The sequence below is a fragment of the Empedobacter sp. UBA7494 genome, from assembly GCF_002478465.1.
In the GTDB taxonomy this organism is placed as follows: domain Bacteria; phylum Bacteroidota; class Bacteroidia; order Flavobacteriales; family Weeksellaceae; genus Empedobacter; species Empedobacter falsenii_B.
On record NZ_DLOC01000057.1, the window covers coordinates 1 to 20,277 of the forward strand.

Below are 20,277 nucleotides of genomic sequence, written 5' to 3' on the forward strand. Positions count from 1 at the left end.
GTCTCCGTTTTGGAGTTGTTATTGTTTTTAGACTTCTCAATAACTAGAAGTTTGTGACCTGGCTGGGGCTCGAACCCAGGACCCCAACATTAAAAGTGTTGTGCTCTACCAACTGAGCTACCAGGTCTCCGTTTTTTCGGACTGCAAATATACGATTATATCTGAGTTTACAAAACGAAAGACGTTTTTCTTTTTTTATATAAAAAAGAACGTTTTGACTAAGTGACCTGGCTGGGGCTCGAACCCAGGACCCCAACATTAAAAGTGTTGTGCTCTACCAACTGAGCTACCAGGTCGGTTTCTTAAATCGAGTGCAAATATAGGGCGTTTAATACTAATTTAACAAACGTTTTGTGAAGTTTTTTACAATTTATTAATTAATCATTTCGGTTTTAAGAACTTAAATTTAGATAAATTTTTAGTTTTTTTTTGAAAGATAGAATTTCGGATAAGAAAACTGAAAAAATAAGCCATAGAAACATCATTTTATATATTTGATAAATGATTTATATACTATATTTGTCATCCAGCAAATCTAAATCTATGTGAACCGAAATTATTTTCGGAACGCTATTTAAAGATTGAAATTTTAGAATGAAGAAGAATATACTATATATTATTATTGCTTTGTTTTCGATAGTGTCGTGTAAAAAATCTGATAATCCAGAGGCAGACGTACCCGATTCTGAATATGCAAACAATTGTAATCAGGAAACAAAAGATGCACACTTGTCTAATTTTGCATTGAAAGAATTAAAGGAATTAATAAAAGATCAACCACAGATTATTCATCAAAAATTGAATGATCGTTGTTTCAAGGTTTCTAAACTTGGAAAAAATTTATACATTCAAAATTCAGATCGTTTAGATTCTTTGAAGATTAAAAACAATAATCAAGGAACGATGTTTTTGAATAAAATAACAGCAATACAGGTTTCGCAAGAGATTGTTTATAAATTAACATATTCTTTTCCTATTAAATTCTTGAATCAATATAGAGCAGAAATCAAAAAAGATGCGCCAAAATCTAAATACCATCATTCAAATTCAATCGTTACTAACGAAGATTATCAAGTAACTTATAATGTTGAACGTTATGATGCAAGACGTTTGGAGAATACGTATTCATATCAAATTGATACGTTTGATGGATATGCGAGATTAACTATTTTTTATTCAGAAGACTTACCAGTAGACTAATCATGATTATTTCTTTAGTAGGATATATGGGTAGCGGAAAATCGACTACCGGAAAAGATTTAGCCAAAGCATTGGGTTTCGAATTTATCGATCTTGATGATTTTATCGAAAATAAATATCAAACAAAAATTAGTGAGATTTTTGAAAAAGAAGGCGAATTAGGTTTTCGTAAAAAAGAACGGGAAGCCTTAAAAGAAGTTCTGACTTCAACAAACATTGTGCTTTCTTTAGGCGGTGGAACTCCTGTTTATTACGATAATATGAATGAGATTGCCAACAATTCAATTTCATTTTTCATGCGTGTACAATTACCACAATTGGTGAAACGATTGGAAAATAAAAAAGAGACTCGACCTTTAATTGCTCATCTTTCTGATGAAGAAATGATGGAATTTATTGCGAAACATTTATTTGAACGCAATCAATATTATGAAAAGGCAAAATATACAATCAGTATTTCAACCCAAAGTACATTAGAGATTTTGGACGAAATTATGAAACATCTTAAAAAGGAGAAGATTTGGAATTAATCCAAATCTTCTCCTTTTATAATGATACCTTCAGTATCTTCTCCTCCTTCTTCTAAATAATCATCCAAATCTCGACGATCTTTTTTCGTTGGTCGACCTTCACCTCTTTCACGATAATAATCTTGCGAAAGTTTACGAAGCTCTAACACTTCATATTCTTCTTTTGGCGTTGTATCCACAATATGTAAGGTTAACAATTTAGCTCCAATTCTATTATTTGGCACTTGCAATACTTTAAAAGATAAATTTATTTGATCTTTTCTCACCTCAATCGCATCACCTGGAATTATATCTCGCGAAGCTTTTGCTACATCTCCATTTACTTTTACACGATTTTTTTTAACCGCATCAGCCGCTAAAGATCTCGTTTTATAATATCTAACACTCCAAAGAAATTTATCTAATCTCATTTAAAACTGAATATTTGTTAGGTTAAACTAATATTTTTTCTAAATTCGCAATATAAATCGAAATAACATGATAAAGAAATTCTTCGTTACTTTAATTGCATGTTCTGCTGTTTTAGTAGGATGTAATAATGATGATGATAACGGTGTAAATAAAGAAACTAAAATTCCAGTTGAAGAACGTAATGCTTTAGATGATGAAGCGATTCAACAATATATGGAAGATTTTTACTTCAATCCTAAAAATGGAAAGCTTACAAAATTTGACACCATTAAAGGAAACGATGATGATGCCTATCCTACATTAAAATCTTTAGCAAAACAAGATGAATTAGGAATTTGGTATGCCGAAAATCCTAATCATAAAGGAACAGGAAAAACTATTGTTTCTAATGATAGCACTTCTATTTATCTAAGTTCTATTTCAACATATTTTGTTGCAACAAATAGTACAGACTACAAAAGAAAATATGGTTCTTTGGGTCAGTTTTATTACTCAAGTATAAATACTGGAGATGGTTCTGCTACGCAAGATCCAACTTTTTATTACTTTACACCAACAGCAAATGAAATTAAAAATGGGGTAAAAAGAGAACACATCGAATTAAAAAACTTTGTAGAAGGATTAAAACATTTCAAAACAACTGAACGTGCTACAACTGACTTGTATAACTTTCAAGGTGTAATTATTTTACCTTCTCGTTTAGCTTATGCGAGAAACAAATATTATGTTACAAGCACAGGATTGACTGAATTTTCAGCTTATAGAGATGCAACTATAATTTTCAATTTCGAATTACCTAAAATCGAAAAAAGAACAACAGAATAATTATCTTCAAAATAAGATAATCTTACAAAAACCATCTGTATTGATGGTTTTTTTTTATCTTTAAATTTCAAAATGTATTAGAATTAAACCTAAAAAATGAGTATTATAAAATCTATTATCGATAACGATTTCTATAAATTCACCATGCAATTTGGCGTTACAAAATTGTATCCAGATGTAATGGCGCGCTATAAATTCATTAACCGTGGTGAACATCAATTTCCTGTAGGTTTTGCAGAAGAATTGCAAAAAGAAATCAATGCAATGGCTTCGCTTGCTTTAACCAAAGACGAAAAAAATTTTTTCACTACAAATTGCCCTTATTTAAGTCCTGCTTATTTAGATTTTTTGCAAGGTTATCGCTATGATCCAAATGAAGTAAAAATCACTCAAAATGGTGCTGATGTAGAAGTACATGTAGAAGGATATTGGTATCGTACTATTTTATGGGAAGTTCCAATCTTGTGTTTGATTAGTGAAATTTTCTATAAATTAACAAATGCGCAACGCATTTCTAACGAAGAAATCACAAAACGTACAAGCGATAAAGTTGATTTATACAATCGTCTTGGCGTTACAGTTGCGGAATTTGGTACCCGTCGTCGTCACAGTTACGAAGTTCATGATGTGGTAATGAAAGAATTAACAAACCATAAAGGAAAAAGTTTTGTTGGAACTTCTAATGTTCACTTTGCGCATAAATATGGTGTTAAACCAATTGGAACACACGCTCACGAATGGTTTATGTTTCATGGTGCACGCTACGGATTCAAAATCGCGAATTCAATCAGTTTAGATCGTTGGGTAAAAGTTTATTATGGCGATTTAGGAATTGCTTTGACTGATACTTATACGTCGGATGTTTTCTTTGGACAATTTGATAAAAAATTATCTAAATTGTTTGATGGCGTTCGTCATGATTCTGGAGATCCGATTGAGTTTGGAGAAAAAACAATTGCTCATTACGAAAAAATGGGAATCAATCCTTTATTCAAAACGATTATTTTCTCGGATGGATTAAATTCAGAAAAAGTGGAAATGATTACAAAAGCTTTCAAAGGAAGAATTGGATTATCATTTGGAATTGGAACCAACTTAACAAACGACACTGATTTAAAACCTATGAATATCGTGATGAAATTGACCGAAATTTCTTCGATAGATATAAAATGGACAGGCGTTGTAAAACTTTCTGATGAAAAAAATAAACATACTGGAACGCCACGTATGATTGCTCTTGCAAAAGAAATGTTAGATTTAGATGACATTCCAAGCCACGATGCGCCAGAAAATGATTAAGAATATTCTTTAAAATAAAAAATGGAACTCAATATTGAGTTCCATTTTTGTTATCATTTAATATAATGAAAGATTATTTATTCATTAAATCTTCGATTTCTTCCGCTTCTAACGGAATATTTTGCATCAAGTTGAAAGGTTTTCCTTCTTTCTGAATTACATAATCATCTTCCAAACGAATTCCAAAACCTTCTGCAGGAATATAGAATCCTGGCTCGTTTGTGAAAACCATTCCAGCCACAAAATCATCAGTCAATAAACCATAATCATGTGTATCTAATCCCATATGATGAGACGTTCCATGCATCATGTATTTTTTGTAAGCTGGCCAAGCTGGATCTTCGTTTTGTACATCTGCTTTATCCAACAAACCTAAACCTAACAATTCAGACGTATAAACTTTTCCTAATTCTTCGTGGTATTTGTACCAATTATTCCCAGGAACTAACATCATTTCCGCTTCTTTTTTACAACGTAAAACTGCATCATAAACTTCGCGTTGGCGTTTTGTATATTTTCCATTAACTGGAATTGTACGTGACATATCTGATGAATAATTTGCATATTCAGCTGCAACATCAAACAAAATCAAATCACCGTCTTTACATTCTTGATTATTTTGAATATAATGTAACACATTTGCATTATTTCCAGACGCAATAATTGGCGTGTATGCAAAACCTTTTGAACGATTACGAAGAAATTCGTGAACAAACTCAGCTTCGATTTCGAATTCCCAAACTCCAGGTTTTACGAAATTTAAAATACGACGGAAACCTTTTTCTGTGATATTACACGCTTGTTGAATCAATTGAATTTCTTCTGGTTCTTTTACAGAACGTAAACGTTGCAAAATAGGGTTTGAACGTAAATAAGTATGTCCAGGATAATCTACTTTCAATTGTTTTACAAAACGATCTTCGCGCGTTTCTACTTGAGGTGCTTCTGTTACACGATAATGCTCATTTTTATTTACATAAACATTATCTGCTTCTACCATCAATTTGCGCAAAACATTTGGTAAATCTTGTAACCAAAGTACAGTTTTGATTCCAGAGACTTCTGTTGCTTGAGCTTTTGATAATTTTTCTCCTTCCCAAACTGCAATATGATCGTTTGTTTCACGAACAAATAATACTTCTTTGTATTTTGGATCGTAAGCATCAGGAAAAATTAATAAGATAGATTCTTCTTGATCAACTCCAGATAAATAAAAAATATCACGATGTTGTGCAAACGGTAACGTAGAATCTGAAGAAATTGGATAAATATCGTTAGAATTGAAAATAGCAAGTGAACGAGGTTTCATTGCTTTTACAAATTTCGCTCTATTCTTTACGAATAATTCGCTTGGAATAGAATTGTATTTTGTTGTCATAAAATTTTACATTAATTATTATGACCAAATTTAAGAAGATGTTTTTAGAAAAAAAAGGAAAACCCTCGCAGAAACGAGGGTTTTAACCTTAACCAACCTAAACCTATGAAAAAGCCATTAGCCTTTTATGTTGACAAATGTAAGCTACTTTTTTTAAACTGCAAATTTTTTTTAAAAAAAGTCAATTTTTTTTTAACGTCAATATGATAAAACGATAATATTCAACAAATAAGCTATCTATAAAAATTCAATAATTATTCATTTGCGATATTCAAATAATTATTCTTATATTTGCACCTCGAATTTTAGTATAAATAATAACTTAAAAGAAGTTAAAAATGACACATTACGAAACTGTTTTCATTTTGACTCCCGTTCTATCTGATTCTCAGGTAGAGGAAGCAGTTAATAAATTCAATGACTTTGTTACTGCTAACGGTGGTGAAATCGTAGCAAAAGAGAACTGGGGCTTAAAAAAATTAGCTTACCCAATTCAAAACAAAAGAAATGGATTCTACCACTTAGTAGAATTTAAATCAGACAATAACGAGTTAGTTTCTCAATTAGAAGTTGCTTACAAACGTGATGAGCGTGTAATCCGTTTCTTAACTGTGAAATTAGACAAACACGGTATGGACTGGGCAGAAAAACGTAGAACAAAATTAAAGTCTAACTCTAACAAATAAGCAAAGCTATGGCAATTGACGATTTAGCAAAAAAAGCAGCTGGAGGTAGCGAATCAGAAATCCGTTATTTATCTCCTTTAGATATCGAAACACAATCAAACTCAAAATATTGTCGTTTCAAAAAATTTGGAATCAAATACGTTGACTATAAAGACGCTGATTTCTTAATTCAATTCGTGAATGAGCAAGGTAAAATTTTACCTCGTCGTTACACAGGAACATCTTTAAAATACCAAAGAAAAGTTTCTAAAGCGATCAAAAGAGCTCGTCACTTAGCATTAATGCCATTTATTGGTGATCAATTAAAATAATAACCTAAATATTAAAATATCATGAACGTAATTTTAAGACAAGATGTAGAAGGTTTAGGTTTTGAATTTGAAGTTGTTTCAGTAAAACCTGGATACGCACGTAACTTCTTAATCCCTCGTGGATTAGCATCAGTTGCAACTCCAAATAACGTAAAAGCATTAAACGAAGTTTTAGAAGCTCGTAAAGCAGAAGAAGCTACATTAATCGCTGCAGCAAAAGAAAAAGCAGCTAAATTAGATGGTTTAGTTGTTAAAATCGACGCTAAAGTTGGTTCTGGAGACAAATTATTTGGATCTATCAACAATGCAGATTTAGCAGAAGCTTTAATAAAAGCTGGTGTTGAAATCGAGAAGAAAAACATTAGAATCCCTGGAAATACTATCAAACGTTTAGGGAAATACGAAGCTAAAGTTCGTTTCCACAGAGATGTTGAAGTAGATTTCGGATTTGAAATTGTACCAGATGCTGCATCTATCAAAGCTGCTGAAGAAGCTGCTAAAACTAGAGCAGAATTAGCTAAATTAGATGCTCAAAAAGCAGCTAATGCTACTAAAGAAGAAGGTTCTTTCTTCAACTATGATAACCCAATTTACGCTAACGACAAGAAAGCGAAAAAAGAGGAAGTATCTGAAGAAGTTGTTACAGAAGAAACTCCATCTACAGAAGAATAATTATTATTCAACTATATATAAAAAACCTCGCAGTTTGCGAGGTTTTTTTTGTGCTTATAGTGAGTTAAATTTTACTAATTCAAATTCTGGTGAAGTTTGAAAAAACCATTTTAAAATAGGAATATGTCCAAGTCCAAAAATTACTAAAACTCTGTCATCATCTTTAATCCCAATTGAATTAATATTTTTATAAATTCTTAAATTTCTATTCATCCAAAACATAGAAAGAGCATCTGGTCCTTCAAAATTCTCTGACTCAAATTGACCTCCAGCAATATAAGCTCCAAACATTCTATCAATTACTTTATCTGTATTTATATATTTAAATGATTCTAAAAGAGTATTTTCGGTAGTTAATTTTGTTTGATATTCATAAAAAGTCGTGTATTTTTTTGACATTTCATCATGTCCTCCAAAATAATGTCTTTCTAAAATCGAATAGATATAATCTTTTGGAGCTAGAGAATCTCTCTTTTCTATTAATTCTAAAATCAAAGGATAAGCATCAACACCATAAATCGTGTCTAATTTAAATTTATCAGCCAATCTCATTCCAAGCTGACTCCTTTCATTTGCATAAAGCTCTTGCTCACCTTTTTTAAATTTTTTATAATTATTAATCAAATACCCTGTATTTCTTCCAGATTCTACAACAATTTTAGTTGGTTTAAATTTTGATATATAATTAATTAACTCTGATAATTCTTTCTGTCTTTTTTCTGAATAGATATTTATTTTATCTTTATCCTCTACTTTGTGTGCATCCAATCCAGGATAATTAAAATGCCAACTGCCAACTAACATTACTTTTGGAATTTTTTTTCTATTTTGTAAAATTAAATCAGGATCTTTAAAATTTTCTTGAGCAAATAGATTTCCAATTCCTATAAATAATAATAGGTATACAATTAAAATTTTCTTCATAACATTAAATTTTATTACACAAATCTCAAGTATTACAGAAAAACTATTTTTAATTTATCGACCAATCCACTTCATTAATCGACGAATCGTAAACCGTTTATGTAGAAAAGAATCTAATTTTACAAAAAACAAAAACAATGGAGAGTGATAAAAAAAATTTAAGTTTCTCGAAACAAAAAAGTGTACTTATACTTTTGGGGTTCTGGCTTATTTACATTCTGTTTGATTATATAACAATTGGCTTAGTTAATCTAACTAACGGAAATTCATTTTTTGAAGCAATTAACTTATTTGCATCAATAATGTATATTGTTCAGTTAATTACAATTTTTATTATCTATTTTTTTATTGCTCCTTATTTTCTAAAAAATATCAATTGGAAATCGATATTATTCTCTATAAAATGTTCCTTTACAACATTTATTATTGTTCGTTATTTTATTGAGCAAATTATTACAGATTTTTTGTTTCACAAAGTCAATTATTTTGAAGGAATAACGATTAGTTTTTACATTTACGACAATTTACATTATGGTTCTTTTATCGTTTTTTCGTCACTTTTTTATGGATGACATTTCATTCAATCCATACACTAAAACAAAATAACATTATCGAGAAAGAGAAAAAAGAAGCTGAAATCAATTTTCTGAAATCTCAAATAAATCCTCATTTTTTGTTTAATACACTCAATAATATTTATAGTTTGGTGAGTGTAAATTCTCCTCATTCGTTAAAAGCAATCGAAAATTTGAGTGCAATTATGCATTTTACAACCTACGAAACCAATAAAGATAAAATAGAAATTGAACGAGAAATTGATTACATCAATCAATATTTAGATTTGGAGCAGATTCGTTATGGAGAAAAATTTTATGTCGAAAAAGAATTTTTGATTGAGAATTCTAAAAATTAATTCATCCATATATTATTTCGCCTTTAATCGAAAATGCAATAAAACATGGTGTTGTAAAAGACATTAATCATCCAATTAAAATCAATTTAAAAACTAATTCTGAATACCTTGAGATTTCCGTTTCAAATAAAATTAATCAACATCAAAAAGATGAAACTTCAGGAATTGGATTAACGAATTTGAAAAAAAGATTGAATTATTATTTCGGAAATAATTATACTTTCGAGATTAAAAACGATTATGAAACCTTTCATATTTACTTAAAAATTCCATTAAATGACGAAAATTAAGTATATTATTTTAGACGATGAACCTTTGGCTGTTGAATTATTAAAAAAACACGCTTCTGAAAATGAAAATTTAATTGTTTCACTTGCTACAACCGAAGTTTTTGAGGCAATTGATTTTCTCAAAAATAATAAAGTTGATCTTATTTTCACAGATATTCAAATGCCTGAATTAACAGGAATTCAATTCATGAAAATCCTTGATCATTCTCAGAAATTTATCGTTACAACTTCTTATCAAGATTATGCTTTAGAAAGTTTTAATTTTCATGTGGTTGATTATTTATTGAAACCTATTACGAAAGAACGTTTTGATGCCTCTATAAAAAAATATGTTGATTTTTTTCAAACGACATCAACTAAAAATCAGTCGACTTATTTGTTTGTAAAAGCAGATGGAAAGCAAGTAAAAATTAATTTTTCAGATTTAATTTACATTGAAGGCTTGAAAGATTATATTCGAATTCATACCAAAACTGAAAAAATATTAGTCTTAGAAACTATGAAGTCTTTCGAAGAAAAATTACCAAATCATTTCAAAAGAATTCATCGTTCGTATATCATCAATCTTGATTTTTTAACTTCTATTGATGGAAATTCTGTTTATCTCAATCAGAAAATTTTACCAATTGGAGAAACATACAGAAAAGAAATGAAGGATTTTGGTTAAAAGCGTTAAGCAAAACAAAAAACTCCAACTTTTACAGTTGGAGTTTTTTGTTATTTATATATTTCTTGTTCGTTGTATCAGCAACATATCAGCCAAAACCATCGCAACTAAACTTTCTACAATAGGAACGGCTCTTGGAACAACACAAGGATCATGACGACCTTTTCCATGCATTTCGACCATTTCGCCATCAGCATTCAACGTCGTTTGTTCTTGCATTAATGTCGCAACTGGCTTGAAAGCAACTTTGAAATAAATATCCATCCCATTTGAAACTCCACCTTGTATTCCTCCAGAAAAATTGGTTTTTGTTGTTCCATCTTGGTTGAATTGATCATTCATTTCTGAACCTTTCATTGATGTTGAATCAAAACCTTCGCCGTATTCAAAACCTTTCACCGCGTTTATCGACATCATTGCTTGCCCTAAACGAGCATGCAATTTATCAAAAATTGGTTCACCTAAACCTACTGGCACATTTTGAATAACGCAGGTAACTTCACCACCAATTGTATCACCTTCTTTGCGAATTTCTTTGATAAGATCGATCATTTTTTCTGCCATTTCTAAATTTGGACAGCGAACCGCAGTATCTTCAATTTTAGAAAAATCTAATGTAGAATAATCATTATCCAACTTCAACTCACCTACTCCGCTTACATAAGCTGTAATATTGATATTTGGAATCACATGTTTTGCAACAGCGCCACCAACAACCCAATTAGCCGTTTCGCGCGCAGAAGTTCTTCCTCCACCTCTATGATCGCGAACACCATATTTGGTTTCGTATGTAAAATCGGCATGAGAAGGACGAAAAACGTCTTTTATATGATCGTAATCGTGAGATTTTTGATTATCATTCGGAATAATAAACCCGATAGAAGCACCTGTTGTTTTTCCTTCAAAAATACCTGAAAGAAATTGTACTCTATCTGGTTCTTTTCGTTGTGTCACAATTGCAGATTGTCCTGGTTTACGACGATCTAATTGCGCTTGTATCCAATCAAAATCTAATTCGATTCCACTTGGAACACCATCAATTACACCTCCAATCGCTACACCATGACTTTCACCAAAAGTCGAAATTTTAAATAGTCTTCCGAATGTATTCACAATAGTATATGTGTTTTTTATTTTTATTTTTCGAATTGATAAATCACTGCATTAACATTCATTGCAGCTCCAACAGAAGCTAAAATAATTTTATCATTTGCGTGAAATTGATGAGGAGCTAATTCTCCTTTTTTTATTAAATCAAACATTGTAGGAACCGTTGCTACAGATGTATTTCCTAAGAATTGAACCGTCATTGGATCAATTTTTTCTGGTACAGCTACACCATATAATTTGTATAAACGCTCTATCATTGCATGATCCATTTTTGCATTTGCTTGGTGCAATAAAATTTTATCAATATCGGTAATTGATAAATTTGTTTCATCTAACAATTCTTTAATTGCTGGTGGAACATTTTTTAATACGAATTCGTAAACTTTACGACCTTTCATATTAATTGTTTTGATTGAACCTTTATAATCTGGATTTGCAGAACGTCCATTTGTCAAGTAAGCCAATTCATCACCTGTATAACTTAACGTTTCGTGATTGATGATTCCATATTTATAATCAGCTTCTTTCGCTTCCAAAACAACTGCTCCTGCTCCATCTGCAAAAATCATCGCAGAACGATCATGCGGATCTACAGCACGAGATAACGTATCAGAACCGATTACCAAAACTTTCTTTGCAATATTTGCTTGAATAAATTGATGTCCTAAAATCAATGATTCTATCCAACCTGGACAACCAAATGTCATATCATAAGGTTTACATTTTAGGTTTTTGATTCCTAAATTGTGTTTTACTTTTGCCGAAATTGACGGCATAATATCAATTTGATGACCAACAGGATCAATATCTCCAAAGTTGTGCCCAACGATTATATAATCTAATTCTTCTGGATTAACGCCAGATTCTTCAATTGCTTTTTTAGCAGCAAAAGTTGCGATATCAGAATTTAATAAATCATCTTCTACATATCTTCTTTCTCTGATTTCTGTAATTTCCTCAAATTTACGCGTAATTTCTTCACCAGTTTTATCCAAACGATTTCCACTTTCGTCATAAAATTCGTGGTTAACAAAATCTTCGTTCGTAACAATTCTATTTGGTAAATAGTGTCCAGAACCTGTAATTACAGAGTTTATCATATTAATATTGTTCAATTTTAATAAAAAAATAATAGCGACAAAGTTACACATTTCATTAAAATAGTCATGAAAAATATGTAATAACTCATGCCGAAATTAATAAAGTATAATTAATTTAGCAGCATGAAAAAAAATCCTTCATTAATTGGTCTTTTAATCGTCTGTGGATTAGCTGCTTTGATCGTTGTTGTTTATAACACTTTTTTGAGCAAAAAAGATGGGTATGTGATTGACAATCCATCAAACAAAACCTTGACAATCAAAATTAACGATAAAGATTTTACAATTGCACCGCAACAAAATGCAAGAGTAGACCTGAAAAAAGGAAAAGCACATATCGTTTATAGTTTTAATAACAAAAATGTAGATACAGTTGTAGATATTACAAGAGCAAATGGTTTTATAAACCCTACTCATCAAGAATATTATACATTTACACGACCTTATGGTGTTAGAAAAAACAAAGATTCTATCTTTTTATCAAACAATATTGCAATAGATAACAAGGTTTATCACGGAATTATCGAAAAATCTTCTCAATTATACATCGAAAACTTTTACTACAACATCGATCAGGATTATCCTAAGATGTTTATCAAAAGTGCAGGTAGCGAAAAAGCAACTGATTTATCGAAAATATTTAACAAAGAAGATTTTAAACAATTTTATTTCGAGAATTACGAATAAGATTTAGATTTTATAACTTTACAAAATGGCAAATCATCAACACGATGCAGTAACTCCTTACGAAGCATCAGATCTAAATAAAAAGAAACAAGTCGAGCAAATGTTCGATAATATTTCGCCAAAATACGATTTATTAAACCGTGTTTTATCAATGGGAATCGACATTCAATGGCGAAAAGATGTCATCAAAATGGTAAAAGCTTCTCAACCAAAAACGATTTTAGATATCGCGACTGGAACAGGAGATTTAGCGATTATGATGGGTAAAAATACCGGTGCAAAAATTACTGGATTAGACTTATCTAACGGAATGTTGGAAGTTGGTCGCAAAAAAGTAAAAGAAGCTGGATTAGAAAATCGTATCGAAATGGTACAAGGTGATTCGGAAAATTTACCTTTTCCTGATAACACTTTTGACTGTGTAACCGTTTCTTTTGGTGTTCGTAATTTTGAAAACTTAGAAAAAGGTTTAGCAGAAATTAATCGTGTTTTAAGACCTGGAGGAACTTTTGTTATTTTAGAATTTTCTTATCCTACAGCTTTTCCAATGAAACAGTTGTATACTTTTTATTCTAAAAATATTTTACCTGCAATTGGTAAAATGGTTTCGAAAGATCAAAGTGCTTATACCTATTTACCAGATTCAGTTCGTGCTTTTCCACATGGAGAAGAAATGAAAAACATTCTGAAAAGTGTAAAATTTACACAACCTATTGATAAAAAACTTACTTTTGGTATTGCAAGCATTTATAAGAGTATAAAATAAATTTGCTTGTTATTCGTTGAAAGTCTATGAGAAAAAATCTAATCATCGCATTATCGTTAACTGTTGCTAGCATTGTAAATGCGCAGTTTCGCCCTAATAATGACAGAAGCGAAAACAGAACTGAAACTGATCAGAAAAAATTTAGTTTCGGATATTTTTTGGGTACAAATATGATGAATTACAAGATTGTTCCAAAAGCGCAAAAGAATCCTTTACCAGGAACTCCTGATAGTTCAGAAGATGACGGAGTAAATGAACACGGCTTAGTGTATTTGGACCAAGAAAATAAAGCAGGTTTTTCTGTTGGATTAATCGCAAAAATGCGTATAAATGATTACATAGACGTAAAATCTGAACCTGGGTTGCATTTTGCCCAAAGAACATTGTATTTTACAAATTATATTTTATCTGATCCTATTAATGGCTTCTACGACCCAGAAGATACAAACATAAAACGTGAAGTTAAATCTACTTATGTCGAAATACCTTTATTACTTAATTTTCATGGAGATCGTTGGTACAACACACGTCCTTATATACAAGGAGGTTTGGGATATTTAATGAATCTGCAATCCAACGAAAAGAAAGAAGATGATAATGCAACTGGAGTATTCAGAACAACAACGAATAACTTTAACTGGCAAGCAGAAATTGGAGTTGAAATTTATTTCAAACGATTTAAACTTACACCAGCTCTAAAAGGTATGTTCTTCTTTAATAATGAAATTGTTCCTGATAATTCTACTATAGATGACCCTAGAAATCCTGGAAGTCAAATAACAGTACCATATTGGACAGGAAGTTTAAATTCATTATCAACCAGAGCATTTGTTTTTTCTCTAAAATTTGAATAAAAATTTAAAGTCATAATCATAAAATAATAAAAACCATAAATAATATAATCACATGAATTTTCAATTATCGGAAGAACAATTAATGATTCAAGAAGCTGCTCGTGATTTCGCTAAAGCCGAATTATTACCAGGAGTTATCGAACGCGACGAAACATCTACTTTCCCAACTGATGCAGTAAAAAAAATGGGAGAACTTGGATTCTTAGGTATGATGGTTGACCCAAAATACGGAGGATCTGGTTTAGATAGTGTTTCTTATGTCATTGCAATGGAAGAAATAGCTAAAGTTGATGCTTCTGCTGCTGTTGTCATGTCAGTTAACAACTCTTTGGTTTGTGCTGGTATGGAAAAATATTGTAACGAAGATCAAAAACAAAAATATTTAGTACCATTAGCTTCTGGTCAAGTGATTGGAGCATTTTGTTTATCTGAGCCAGACGCTGGTTCTGATGCAACTTCTCAAAAAACTACTGCGGTAGATATGGGAGATCACTATTTATTAAATGGTACAAAAAACTGGATTACGAATGGTGGAACAGCTTCTACTTATTTAGTAATCGCTCAAACTGATCCAGAAAAAGGTCACAAAGGAATCAATGCTTTCATCGTAGAAAAAGGATGGGCAGGCTTCGAAATTGGACCAAAAGAACAAAAAATGGGAATCCGTGGTTCTGACACACATTCATTATTCTTTAATGATGTTAAAGTGCCAAAAGAAAACCGTATTGGTGAAGACGGATTTGGATTTGCTTTCGCAATGAATGTCTTAAACGGAGGACGTATCGGTATTGCTTCTCAAGCATTAGGTATTGCTCAAGGTGCTTATGAATTAGCATTAGATTATGCAAAAATTCGTAAAGCATTCAAAACTGAAATCATCAATCATCAAGCTGTTGCATTCAAATTAGCAGATATGGCAACTAATATTACAGCTGCTCGTATGTTATGTTTTAAAGCTGCGGTTGAGAAAGATGAGGGAAAAGACATTTCTATTTCTGGTGCAATGGCAAAACTATTTGCTTCTAAAACAGCGAACGAAGTTGCTTCAGAAGCCGTTCAAATTCATGGAGGAAATGGTTATGTTCGCGAGTATCATGTAGAACGTATGATGCGTGATGCAAAAATTACTCAGATTTACGAAGGAACATCAGAAATTCAAAAAATTGTAATTTCGAGAGGAATTACTAAATAATTTTAAATAAATATAATTATTTTTTATCTTTATAAGACATCTGTTAATGACAGATGTCTTTTTTTATTTATTTAATCAAAAAACAATACGTCGTATATTTGTGGCGGAAAAAATATAAAGAAGATGAAAATTTTTAGATTCGGACCAAAAGGTCAGGAGAAATCAGGTGTAATCATCGATGAGAAAAAATTCGATGTTTCAGCATCAGGAATTATTTATGATGATGATTTTTTTGGAAATACAGAAAAACAAGAAACTTTACAAAAATATATCGAGCTTAACATTAACAGCTTGCCATTAGTTGAAGATGATGTACGTATTGGAACACCTTTAACTCGTCCAGGAAAAATTGTTTGTGTAGGTCTTAACTTCGATGATCACGTAAAAGAAACAGGTTTACAACAACAAGCAGAACCGATTATGTTTATCAAAGCGAATCAATCGTTTAACGGACCTGAAGACGGAATTATGCAACCAAATGGTTCTACAAAAATGGACTGGGAAACAGAACTTTGTATTATTATTGGTGAAAAAGCAAATAATGTAACGGAAGAAGAGGCGATGAATCACGTATATGGCTATGCCTTAATTAATGATATTTCTGAGCGTGCTTTCCAAACAGAACGTGGTGGTACTTGGGACAAAGGAAAAGGATGTGATACATTTGCGCCTGTTGGACCTTTTATTGCAACAAAAGACGAAATCGAGGATGTAAATAATTTACGTGTTTGGTTAAAATTAAACGGAGAATTAATGCAAGATGGTAATACAAGTGATTTTATTTACCGTATTCCTAAATTAATTTCTTACCTATCTCAATTTATGTCTTTCTTACCTGGAGATATTATTTCTACAGGTTCACCTGCAGGATCAGGAATGGGAAAAACACCTCAAGTTTGGCTAAAACCAGGAGATGTTATCGAATATGGAATTGAAGGTTTAGGTTCTACAACTCAAACTATTTTACCTTTCTCAAGAGGTTAAAATAAGATATCTTACAATAAAAAAAACCGTGCAATTTAAATTTTGAATTGCACGGTTTTTAAATTTTGTTTAGCGTCATACTTAATTGATTAAACAATAAAACGAATTCTTTTTCATACAATCAATCGATTAAATAGAACGTCTAATTCGAAAAAAATATTGGATATTCAATTAATTAACGTAATTTTGCAAACGTTTTGACAACCATCTAAATGGTACAAATCCATCAAAATGACGAATAATTCCTAAAATCTTTTGGGAAAACAGAATCATTTTGTACATTTGCACCCCGATCGGATTGTCGGTAATTTATAAAATATTAAAAATCAAGATAGTGGACACGTTAAGTTACAAAACTTCATCAGCCAACAAAGAAACTGCTCAGAAAGAATGGGTAGTTGTGGACGCTTCTGACTTATCATTAGGTCGTTTAGCGTCAGGTGTTGCGAAGCTTATCAGAGGTAAGCACAAAACAAACTTCACTCCTCATGCAGATTGTGGAGATTATGTAATTGTTTTAAACGCTGACAAAATTCAATTAACAGGTAACAAATGGGATGACAAATTATACATCCGTCACACAGGTTACCCAGGTGGACAAAGATCATTAACTGCGAAAGAAGTTTTTGCAAAAGATCCTGTACGCTTAATCGAAAAGTCAGTAAAAGGAATGTTACCTAAAAATAAATTAGGTAGTAAATTATTGACTAATTTACATGTATTTGTTGGTACTGAGCACAATCACGAAGCTCAACAACCAAAACAAATCGATATTAACGAATATTTATAATCTAATTCCATGGCAATAGTTCATAAAATCGGACGTAGAAAAACATCTGTTGCTCGTGTATACTTACAAGAAGGTAATGGAGAAATCTTCATTAACGGGCGCGAGTTAGCAATCTACTTCCCTACAGCAGTATTACAATACAAAGTAGAACAACCATTTTTAATCACTGGTACAAAAGAGAAATACAATGTAGATATCAAAGTATTTGGTGGTGGAATCACTGGTCAAGCTGAAGCAATTCGTTTAGCTATTTCTAGAGCTTTATGTGAAGTTGACGCAGATTTTCGTTTACAATTAAAACCAGAAGGGTTATTAACACGTGACCCACGTATGGTTGAACGTAAAAAATTCGGTCAAAAGAAAGCGCGTAAGAAATTCCAATTCTCTAAACGTTAATTTATTCAATTCATTAAAAAATCCATTTTCCGTTGGTTTAGCATCTAAACAAATAAGGCTAGAATTTTTCGACCACTTGTTTGTTGCTTGTTGAGATAACGGAACGTAAACTAAAAAAAAGAAAATGGCAAAAGTAAATGTAAAGGACTTATTAGGTGCTGGTGTGCACTTTGGTCACTTAACAAGAAAATGGAATCCGGCTATGGCTCCTTATATTTTTATGGAGAAAAACGGAATCCACATCATCGACCTTCACAAAACTGCAGTGAAATTAGATGAAGCATCTGAAGCTTTAGGAAAAATTGCTGCATCTGGACGTAAAGTTCTTTTTGTTGCAACTAAAAAACAAGCAAAAGATGTTGTAGCTAAGCATGCTGAAGAAATCAACATGCCTTATATTACAGAACGTTGGCCTGGTGGGATGTTAACTAACTTTGTTACTATCCGTAAAGCAGTTAAAAAAATGAATTCAATCGATCGTATGAAAAAAGACGGTACGTTTGAAACACTATCTAAAAAAGAAAGATTACAAGTTGATCGTCAAAGAGCATCTTTAGAGAAAAACTTAGGTTCTATCGCTGATATGACACGTTTACCATCTGCAGTATTTATTGTAGATATCGTACGTGAGCACATCGCTGTAGCAGAAGCTCAAAAATTGGGTATTCCAATCTTTGCAATGGTTGATACAAATACTGACCCTCGTCAAGTAGATTTCCCAATCCCTGCAAATGATGATGCTTCTAAATCTATCGATATCATCTTATCTACAGTAGCTGATTCTATCAAAGCTGGTTTATCTACACGTAAAGCAGAAAAAGAAAAAGCAAAAGAAGGTAAAGAAGAAGGAGCTGAAACAAAAGAAGCTTAACATTAACTTGATGATCAATTCATCGATATAATATACCTTGTAGCTCCTACACCACTTTGTGGTGTACGAGCTACTTTTATTTAAAATATTAAGAAACAAAATAAAAATATTACTATGAGCTACAAAGCAACAGCCGCTGAGGTAAGTAAATTAAGAAACGCAACTGGTGCGGGAATGATGGACTCTAAAAAAGCTTTAGAAGAAGCTGGTGGAGATTTCGATAAAGCTGTAGAAGTTTTACGTAAACAAGGACAAAAAGTAGCTGCTAAAAGAGCTGACCGTGATTCTACAGAAGGTGCAGTTATCGCTAAAGTTAACGCTGACCAAACTAAAGGTATAGTTATCGCTTTGAACTGTGAGACTGACTTCGTTGCTAAAAATGAAGCTTTCGTTGCTATGGCTAACGAAATCGCTGATTTAGCTTTAACAGTTAACTCTAAAGAAGAATTATTAGCTTTACCATTCGCAGGAATTACAGTTGGTGAAAAATTAACTGAGCAAACAGGTGTTATTGGAGAAAAAATCGAAATTGGTACTTTCCAAGCTATCGAAGGTGCTATCGTTAATTCTTACATCCACGCTGGTAACAAAATTGGTGCTGTAGTTTCTTTATCTGCTAACGTAGAAGGTGCTTCTGAAGTAGCTCGTGACGTTGCTATGCAAGTTGCTGCTATGAACCCAGTAGCATTAGATGAAACTTCTGTTGCTCAATCTGTAATTGACACTGAATTATCTATCGCTAGAGAAACTTTAGTTGCAGAAGGTAAACCAGAAAACATGATTGAAAACATCGCTCAAGGTAAATTACAAAAATTCTTCAAAGAGAATACATTAGTTCACCAAGCGTCAATCAAAGACGGAAAAACTTCTGTTCAAGATGTCGTTAAAGCTGTTAACGCTGACTTGAAAGTAACTGGATTTATCCGTTACAGCTTATAATAAGTTTATAATTTTTATTATATATCTTAAAGTGATGCTAAAATTTAGCATCACTTTTTTGTTTGGTATATATTTTGAAATGTTTGTTTTATAATTATTTATTTTTATATTTGTTAGGATTACAAGCATATGAAACACTTTATACTATTTATAACTATATTTTTATTCACCATAACATCTGCATCAGCTCAGTCGAGATTTGATCAGGACAAAGGCTCTGTTAGCATTTATCCAAATCCTGCGAGTTCTACGTTTACAATAAAATTTGATAATCCATCGAAAGCAAGTTCGGTGTCTATATACTCGATTATTGGAAATGAAGTGATGAATAAAAAATTAGATGGAAGCCAAAAAGCAAACTTTAATGTACAAAGTTTGAAAAAAGGAAAATACATTGTTCGCGTTTTTAATGAAGATGGAACAACAGAAACACAATCGTTGATTAAGAATTAAAATTATTCTGTAACGTCCTGAAAAAATGA

General features: G+C 31.6%; 24 protein-coding genes, 2 tRNA genes and 1 pseudogene. 20 read left to right on the plus strand and 7 right to left on the minus strand.

What is annotated here, in order from left to right:
• Positions 1-54: 54 nt before the first annotated feature.
• Both B4E95_RS07075 and B4E95_RS07080 read right to left on the minus strand, forming a co-directional pair.
• Positions 55-127: transfer RNA gene (locus B4E95_RS07075), tRNA-Lys, on the minus strand.
• 96 nt (positions 128-223) lie between these two features.
• A tRNA-Lys gene (locus B4E95_RS07080) sits at positions 224-296 on the minus strand.
• Between the two features lie 298 nt (positions 297-594).
• On the opposite strand from B4E95_RS07080, the gene B4E95_RS07085 reads away from it, so the two are divergent.
• Positions 595-1,200, plus strand: a complete 606-nt coding sequence (locus B4E95_RS07085) for a hypothetical protein (protein WP_115001390.1) — start codon at positions 595-597, stop codon at positions 1,198-1,200.
• Between the two features lie 2 nt (positions 1,201-1,202).
• Positions 1,203-1,730, plus strand: a complete 528-nt coding sequence (locus B4E95_RS07090) for a shikimate kinase (protein WP_291062587.1) — start codon at positions 1,203-1,205, stop codon at positions 1,728-1,730.
• Here B4E95_RS07090 and B4E95_RS07095 read toward each other — a convergent pair.
• Entirely contained in the window at positions 1,727-2,140 is a 414-nt protein-coding gene (locus B4E95_RS07095; protein ID WP_038334500.1) for an RNA-binding S4 domain-containing protein, read from the minus strand. The two genes, B4E95_RS07090 and B4E95_RS07095, sit on opposite strands and share 4 nt — an antisense overlap.
• A gap of 67 nt (positions 2,141-2,207) precedes the next feature.
• Between B4E95_RS07095 and B4E95_RS07100 the strand changes: the two genes are divergently transcribed.
• Positions 2,208-2,966 carry a hypothetical protein gene (locus B4E95_RS07100; RefSeq protein ID WP_291090878.1) on the plus strand — a complete coding sequence of 253 codons (759 nt, stop codon included), beginning with the start codon at positions 2,208-2,210 and terminating at the stop codon, positions 2,964-2,966.
• Between the two features lie 96 nt (positions 2,967-3,062).
• Complete coding sequence (gene pncB / locus B4E95_RS07105) at positions 3,063-4,265, plus strand: nicotinate phosphoribosyltransferase (RefSeq protein WP_291090880.1); 1,203 nt, start codon at positions 3,063-3,065, stop codon at positions 4,263-4,265.
• A gap of 73 nt (positions 4,266-4,338) precedes the next feature.
• Here pncB and B4E95_RS07110 read toward each other — a convergent pair whose 3' ends face one another.
• Positions 4,339-5,643, minus strand: a complete 1,305-nt coding sequence (locus tag B4E95_RS07110) for an aminopeptidase P family protein (RefSeq protein ID WP_291090882.1) — start codon at positions 5,641-5,643, stop codon at positions 4,339-4,341.
• A gap of 338 nt (positions 5,644-5,981) precedes the next feature.
• Between B4E95_RS07110 and rpsF the strand changes: the two genes are divergently transcribed.
• The 3 genes and pseudogenes from rpsF to rplI form a co-directional block, all read left to right on the plus strand.
• Complete coding sequence (rpsF, locus tag B4E95_RS07115; protein WP_038334492.1) at positions 5,982-6,329, plus strand: 30S ribosomal protein S6; 348 nt, start codon at positions 5,982-5,984, stop codon at positions 6,327-6,329.
• A gap of 8 nt (positions 6,330-6,337) precedes the next feature.
• A complete protein-coding gene (gene rpsR, locus B4E95_RS07120; RefSeq protein WP_019976570.1) occupies positions 6,338-6,640 on the plus strand; it encodes a 30S ribosomal protein S18 in 303 nt (100 codons plus the stop codon).
• Positions 6,641-6,661: 21 nt separating this feature from the next.
• A pseudogene (rplI, locus tag B4E95_RS07125) lies at positions 6,662-7,159 on the plus strand (50S ribosomal protein L9); the annotation flags it as partial.
• 207 nt (positions 7,160-7,366) lie between these two features.
• On the opposite strand, the gene B4E95_RS07130 reads toward rplI, so the two are convergent.
• Positions 7,367-8,236, minus strand: coding sequence for a DUF5694 domain-containing protein (locus tag B4E95_RS07130; RefSeq protein WP_291090884.1), 870 nt, complete (start codon positions 8,234-8,236; stop codon positions 7,367-7,369).
• 568 nt (positions 8,237-8,804) lie between these two features.
• On the opposite strand from B4E95_RS07130, the gene B4E95_RS07135 reads away from it, so the two are divergent.
• Genes B4E95_RS07135 through B4E95_RS07140 form a run of 3 tightly spaced genes read left to right on the plus strand, consistent with a single transcriptional unit; the run spans position 8,805 to position 10,106 of the window.
• Positions 8,805-9,149 (plus strand): histidine kinase, encoded by a 345-nt coding sequence (locus tag B4E95_RS07135; RefSeq protein WP_291090886.1) that lies wholly within the window; start codon positions 8,805-8,807, stop codon positions 9,147-9,149.
• 14 nt (positions 9,150-9,163) lie between these two features.
• Entirely contained in the window at positions 9,164-9,439 is a 276-nt protein-coding gene (locus tag B4E95_RS13130) for a GHKL domain-containing protein (RefSeq protein WP_409410941.1), read from the plus strand.
• The gene (locus B4E95_RS07140; RefSeq protein WP_291090888.1) at positions 9,426-10,106 is read left to right on the plus strand and encodes a LytR/AlgR family response regulator transcription factor; all 681 of its coding nucleotides are present in this window, start codon (positions 9,426-9,428) and stop codon (positions 10,104-10,106) included. The genes B4E95_RS13130 and B4E95_RS07140 overlap by 14 nt, the downstream gene beginning before the upstream one ends.
• A gap of 54 nt (positions 10,107-10,160) precedes the next feature.
• On the opposite strand, the gene aroC is transcribed toward B4E95_RS07140, so the two are convergent.
• Together aroC and B4E95_RS07150 are read right to left on the minus strand one after the other, a co-directional pair.
• Positions 10,161-11,219 (minus strand): chorismate synthase, encoded by a 1,059-nt coding sequence (gene aroC, locus B4E95_RS07145; RefSeq protein ID WP_291090890.1) that lies wholly within the window; start codon positions 11,217-11,219, stop codon positions 10,161-10,163.
• A 23-nt stretch (positions 11,220-11,242) separates the two neighbouring features.
• Positions 11,243-12,316: a 3-oxoacyl-ACP synthase III family protein gene (locus tag B4E95_RS07150; RefSeq protein WP_291090892.1), complete on the minus strand. Its 1,074-nt coding sequence runs from the start codon at positions 12,314-12,316 to the stop codon at positions 11,243-11,245.
• 123 nt (positions 12,317-12,439) lie between these two features.
• Here B4E95_RS07150 and B4E95_RS07155 point away from each other — a divergent pair, with 123 nt between their 5' ends.
• From B4E95_RS07155 to B4E95_RS07200, 10 genes are all read left to right on the plus strand, one after another.
• A complete protein-coding gene (locus B4E95_RS07155; protein WP_291062602.1) occupies positions 12,440-13,003 on the plus strand; it encodes a hypothetical protein in 564 nt (187 codons plus the stop codon).
• A gap of 25 nt (positions 13,004-13,028) precedes the next feature.
• A complete protein-coding gene (gene ubiE / locus B4E95_RS07160) occupies positions 13,029-13,769 on the plus strand; it encodes a bifunctional demethylmenaquinone methyltransferase/2-methoxy-6-polyprenyl-1,4-benzoquinol methylase UbiE (protein WP_291090894.1) in 741 nt (246 codons plus the stop codon).
• A 26-nt stretch (positions 13,770-13,795) separates the two neighbouring features.
• Positions 13,796-14,623 carry a porin family protein gene (locus B4E95_RS07165; RefSeq protein ID WP_291090896.1) on the plus strand — a complete coding sequence of 276 codons (828 nt, stop codon included), beginning with the start codon at positions 13,796-13,798 and terminating at the stop codon, positions 14,621-14,623.
• A 52-nt stretch (positions 14,624-14,675) separates the two neighbouring features.
• Entirely contained in the window at positions 14,676-15,815 is a 1,140-nt protein-coding gene (locus tag B4E95_RS07170; RefSeq protein ID WP_291090898.1) for an acyl-CoA dehydrogenase family protein, read from the plus strand.
• Between the two features lie 123 nt (positions 15,816-15,938).
• Positions 15,939-16,799, plus strand: coding sequence for a fumarylacetoacetate hydrolase family protein (locus B4E95_RS07175; RefSeq protein WP_125348772.1), 861 nt, complete (start codon positions 15,939-15,941; stop codon positions 16,797-16,799).
• A gap of 334 nt (positions 16,800-17,133) precedes the next feature.
• The gene (rplM, locus tag B4E95_RS07180) at positions 17,134-17,589 is read left to right on the plus strand and encodes a 50S ribosomal protein L13 (protein WP_038334665.1); all 456 of its coding nucleotides are present in this window, start codon (positions 17,134-17,136) and stop codon (positions 17,587-17,589) included.
• Between the two features lie 9 nt (positions 17,590-17,598).
• The gene (rpsI, locus tag B4E95_RS07185; RefSeq protein ID WP_038334481.1) at positions 17,599-17,985 is read left to right on the plus strand and encodes a 30S ribosomal protein S9; all 387 of its coding nucleotides are present in this window, start codon (positions 17,599-17,601) and stop codon (positions 17,983-17,985) included.
• A 124-nt stretch (positions 17,986-18,109) separates the two neighbouring features.
• Complete coding sequence (gene rpsB / locus B4E95_RS07190; RefSeq protein WP_038334479.1) at positions 18,110-18,856, plus strand: 30S ribosomal protein S2; 747 nt, start codon at positions 18,110-18,112, stop codon at positions 18,854-18,856.
• Positions 18,857-18,970: 114 nt separating this feature from the next.
• Positions 18,971-19,795 carry a translation elongation factor Ts gene (tsf, locus tag B4E95_RS07195; RefSeq protein ID WP_038334478.1) on the plus strand — a complete coding sequence of 275 codons (825 nt, stop codon included), beginning with the start codon at positions 18,971-18,973 and terminating at the stop codon, positions 19,793-19,795.
• A gap of 129 nt (positions 19,796-19,924) precedes the next feature.
• Positions 19,925-20,248, plus strand: a complete 324-nt coding sequence (locus tag B4E95_RS07200) for a T9SS type A sorting domain-containing protein (RefSeq protein ID WP_115001418.1) — start codon at positions 19,925-19,927, stop codon at positions 20,246-20,248.
• Positions 20,249-20,277: the final 29 nt, after the last annotated feature.

Bases quoted from the DNA above. Each gene is read 5' to 3' on its own strand.
- B4E95_RS07085 (WP_115001390.1), top strand. From the start codon at position 595: ATGAAGAAGAATATACTATATATTATTATTGCTTTGTTTTCGATAGTG.
- B4E95_RS07090 (WP_291062587.1), top strand. From the start codon at position 1,203: ATGATTATTTCTTTAGTAGGATATATGGGTAGCGGAAAATCGACTACC.
- B4E95_RS07095 (WP_038334500.1), bottom strand. From the start codon at position 2,140: ATGAGATTAGATAAATTTCTTTGGAGTGTTAGATATTATAAAACGAGA.
- B4E95_RS07100 (WP_291090878.1), top strand. From the start codon at position 2,208: ATGATAAAGAAATTCTTCGTTACTTTAATTGCATGTTCTGCTGTTTTA.
- pncB (WP_291090880.1), top strand. From the start codon at position 3,063: ATGAGTATTATAAAATCTATTATCGATAACGATTTCTATAAATTCACC.
- B4E95_RS07110 (WP_291090882.1), bottom strand. From the start codon at position 5,643: ATGACAACAAAATACAATTCTATTCCAAGCGAATTATTCGTAAAGAAT.
- rpsF (WP_038334492.1), top strand. From the start codon at position 5,982: ATGACACATTACGAAACTGTTTTCATTTTGACTCCCGTTCTATCTGAT.
- rpsR (WP_019976570.1), top strand. From the start codon at position 6,338: ATGGCAATTGACGATTTAGCAAAAAAAGCAGCTGGAGGTAGCGAATCA.
- B4E95_RS07130 (WP_291090884.1), bottom strand. From the start codon at position 8,236: ATGAAGAAAATTTTAATTGTATACCTATTATTATTTATAGGAATTGGA.
- B4E95_RS07135 (WP_291090886.1), top strand. From the start codon at position 8,805: ATGACATTTCATTCAATCCATACACTAAAACAAAATAACATTATCGAG.
- B4E95_RS07140 (WP_291090888.1), top strand. From the start codon at position 9,426: ATGACGAAAATTAAGTATATTATTTTAGACGATGAACCTTTGGCTGTT.
- B4E95_RS07150 (WP_291090892.1), bottom strand. From the start codon at position 12,316: ATGATAAACTCTGTAATTACAGGTTCTGGACACTATTTACCAAATAGA.
- B4E95_RS07155 (WP_291062602.1), top strand. From the start codon at position 12,440: ATGAAAAAAAATCCTTCATTAATTGGTCTTTTAATCGTCTGTGGATTA.
- ubiE (WP_291090894.1), top strand. From the start codon at position 13,029: ATGGCAAATCATCAACACGATGCAGTAACTCCTTACGAAGCATCAGAT.
- B4E95_RS07165 (WP_291090896.1), top strand. From the start codon at position 13,796: ATGAGAAAAAATCTAATCATCGCATTATCGTTAACTGTTGCTAGCATT.
- B4E95_RS07170 (WP_291090898.1), top strand. From the start codon at position 14,676: ATGAATTTTCAATTATCGGAAGAACAATTAATGATTCAAGAAGCTGCT.
- B4E95_RS07175 (WP_125348772.1), top strand. From the start codon at position 15,939: ATGAAAATTTTTAGATTCGGACCAAAAGGTCAGGAGAAATCAGGTGTA.
- rpsI (WP_038334481.1), top strand. From the start codon at position 17,599: ATGGCAATAGTTCATAAAATCGGACGTAGAAAAACATCTGTTGCTCGT.
- rpsB (WP_038334479.1), top strand. From the start codon at position 18,110: ATGGCAAAAGTAAATGTAAAGGACTTATTAGGTGCTGGTGTGCACTTT.
- tsf (WP_038334478.1), top strand. From the start codon at position 18,971: ATGAGCTACAAAGCAACAGCCGCTGAGGTAAGTAAATTAAGAAACGCA.
- B4E95_RS07200 (WP_115001418.1), top strand. From the start codon at position 19,925: ATGAAACACTTTATACTATTTATAACTATATTTTTATTCACCATAACA.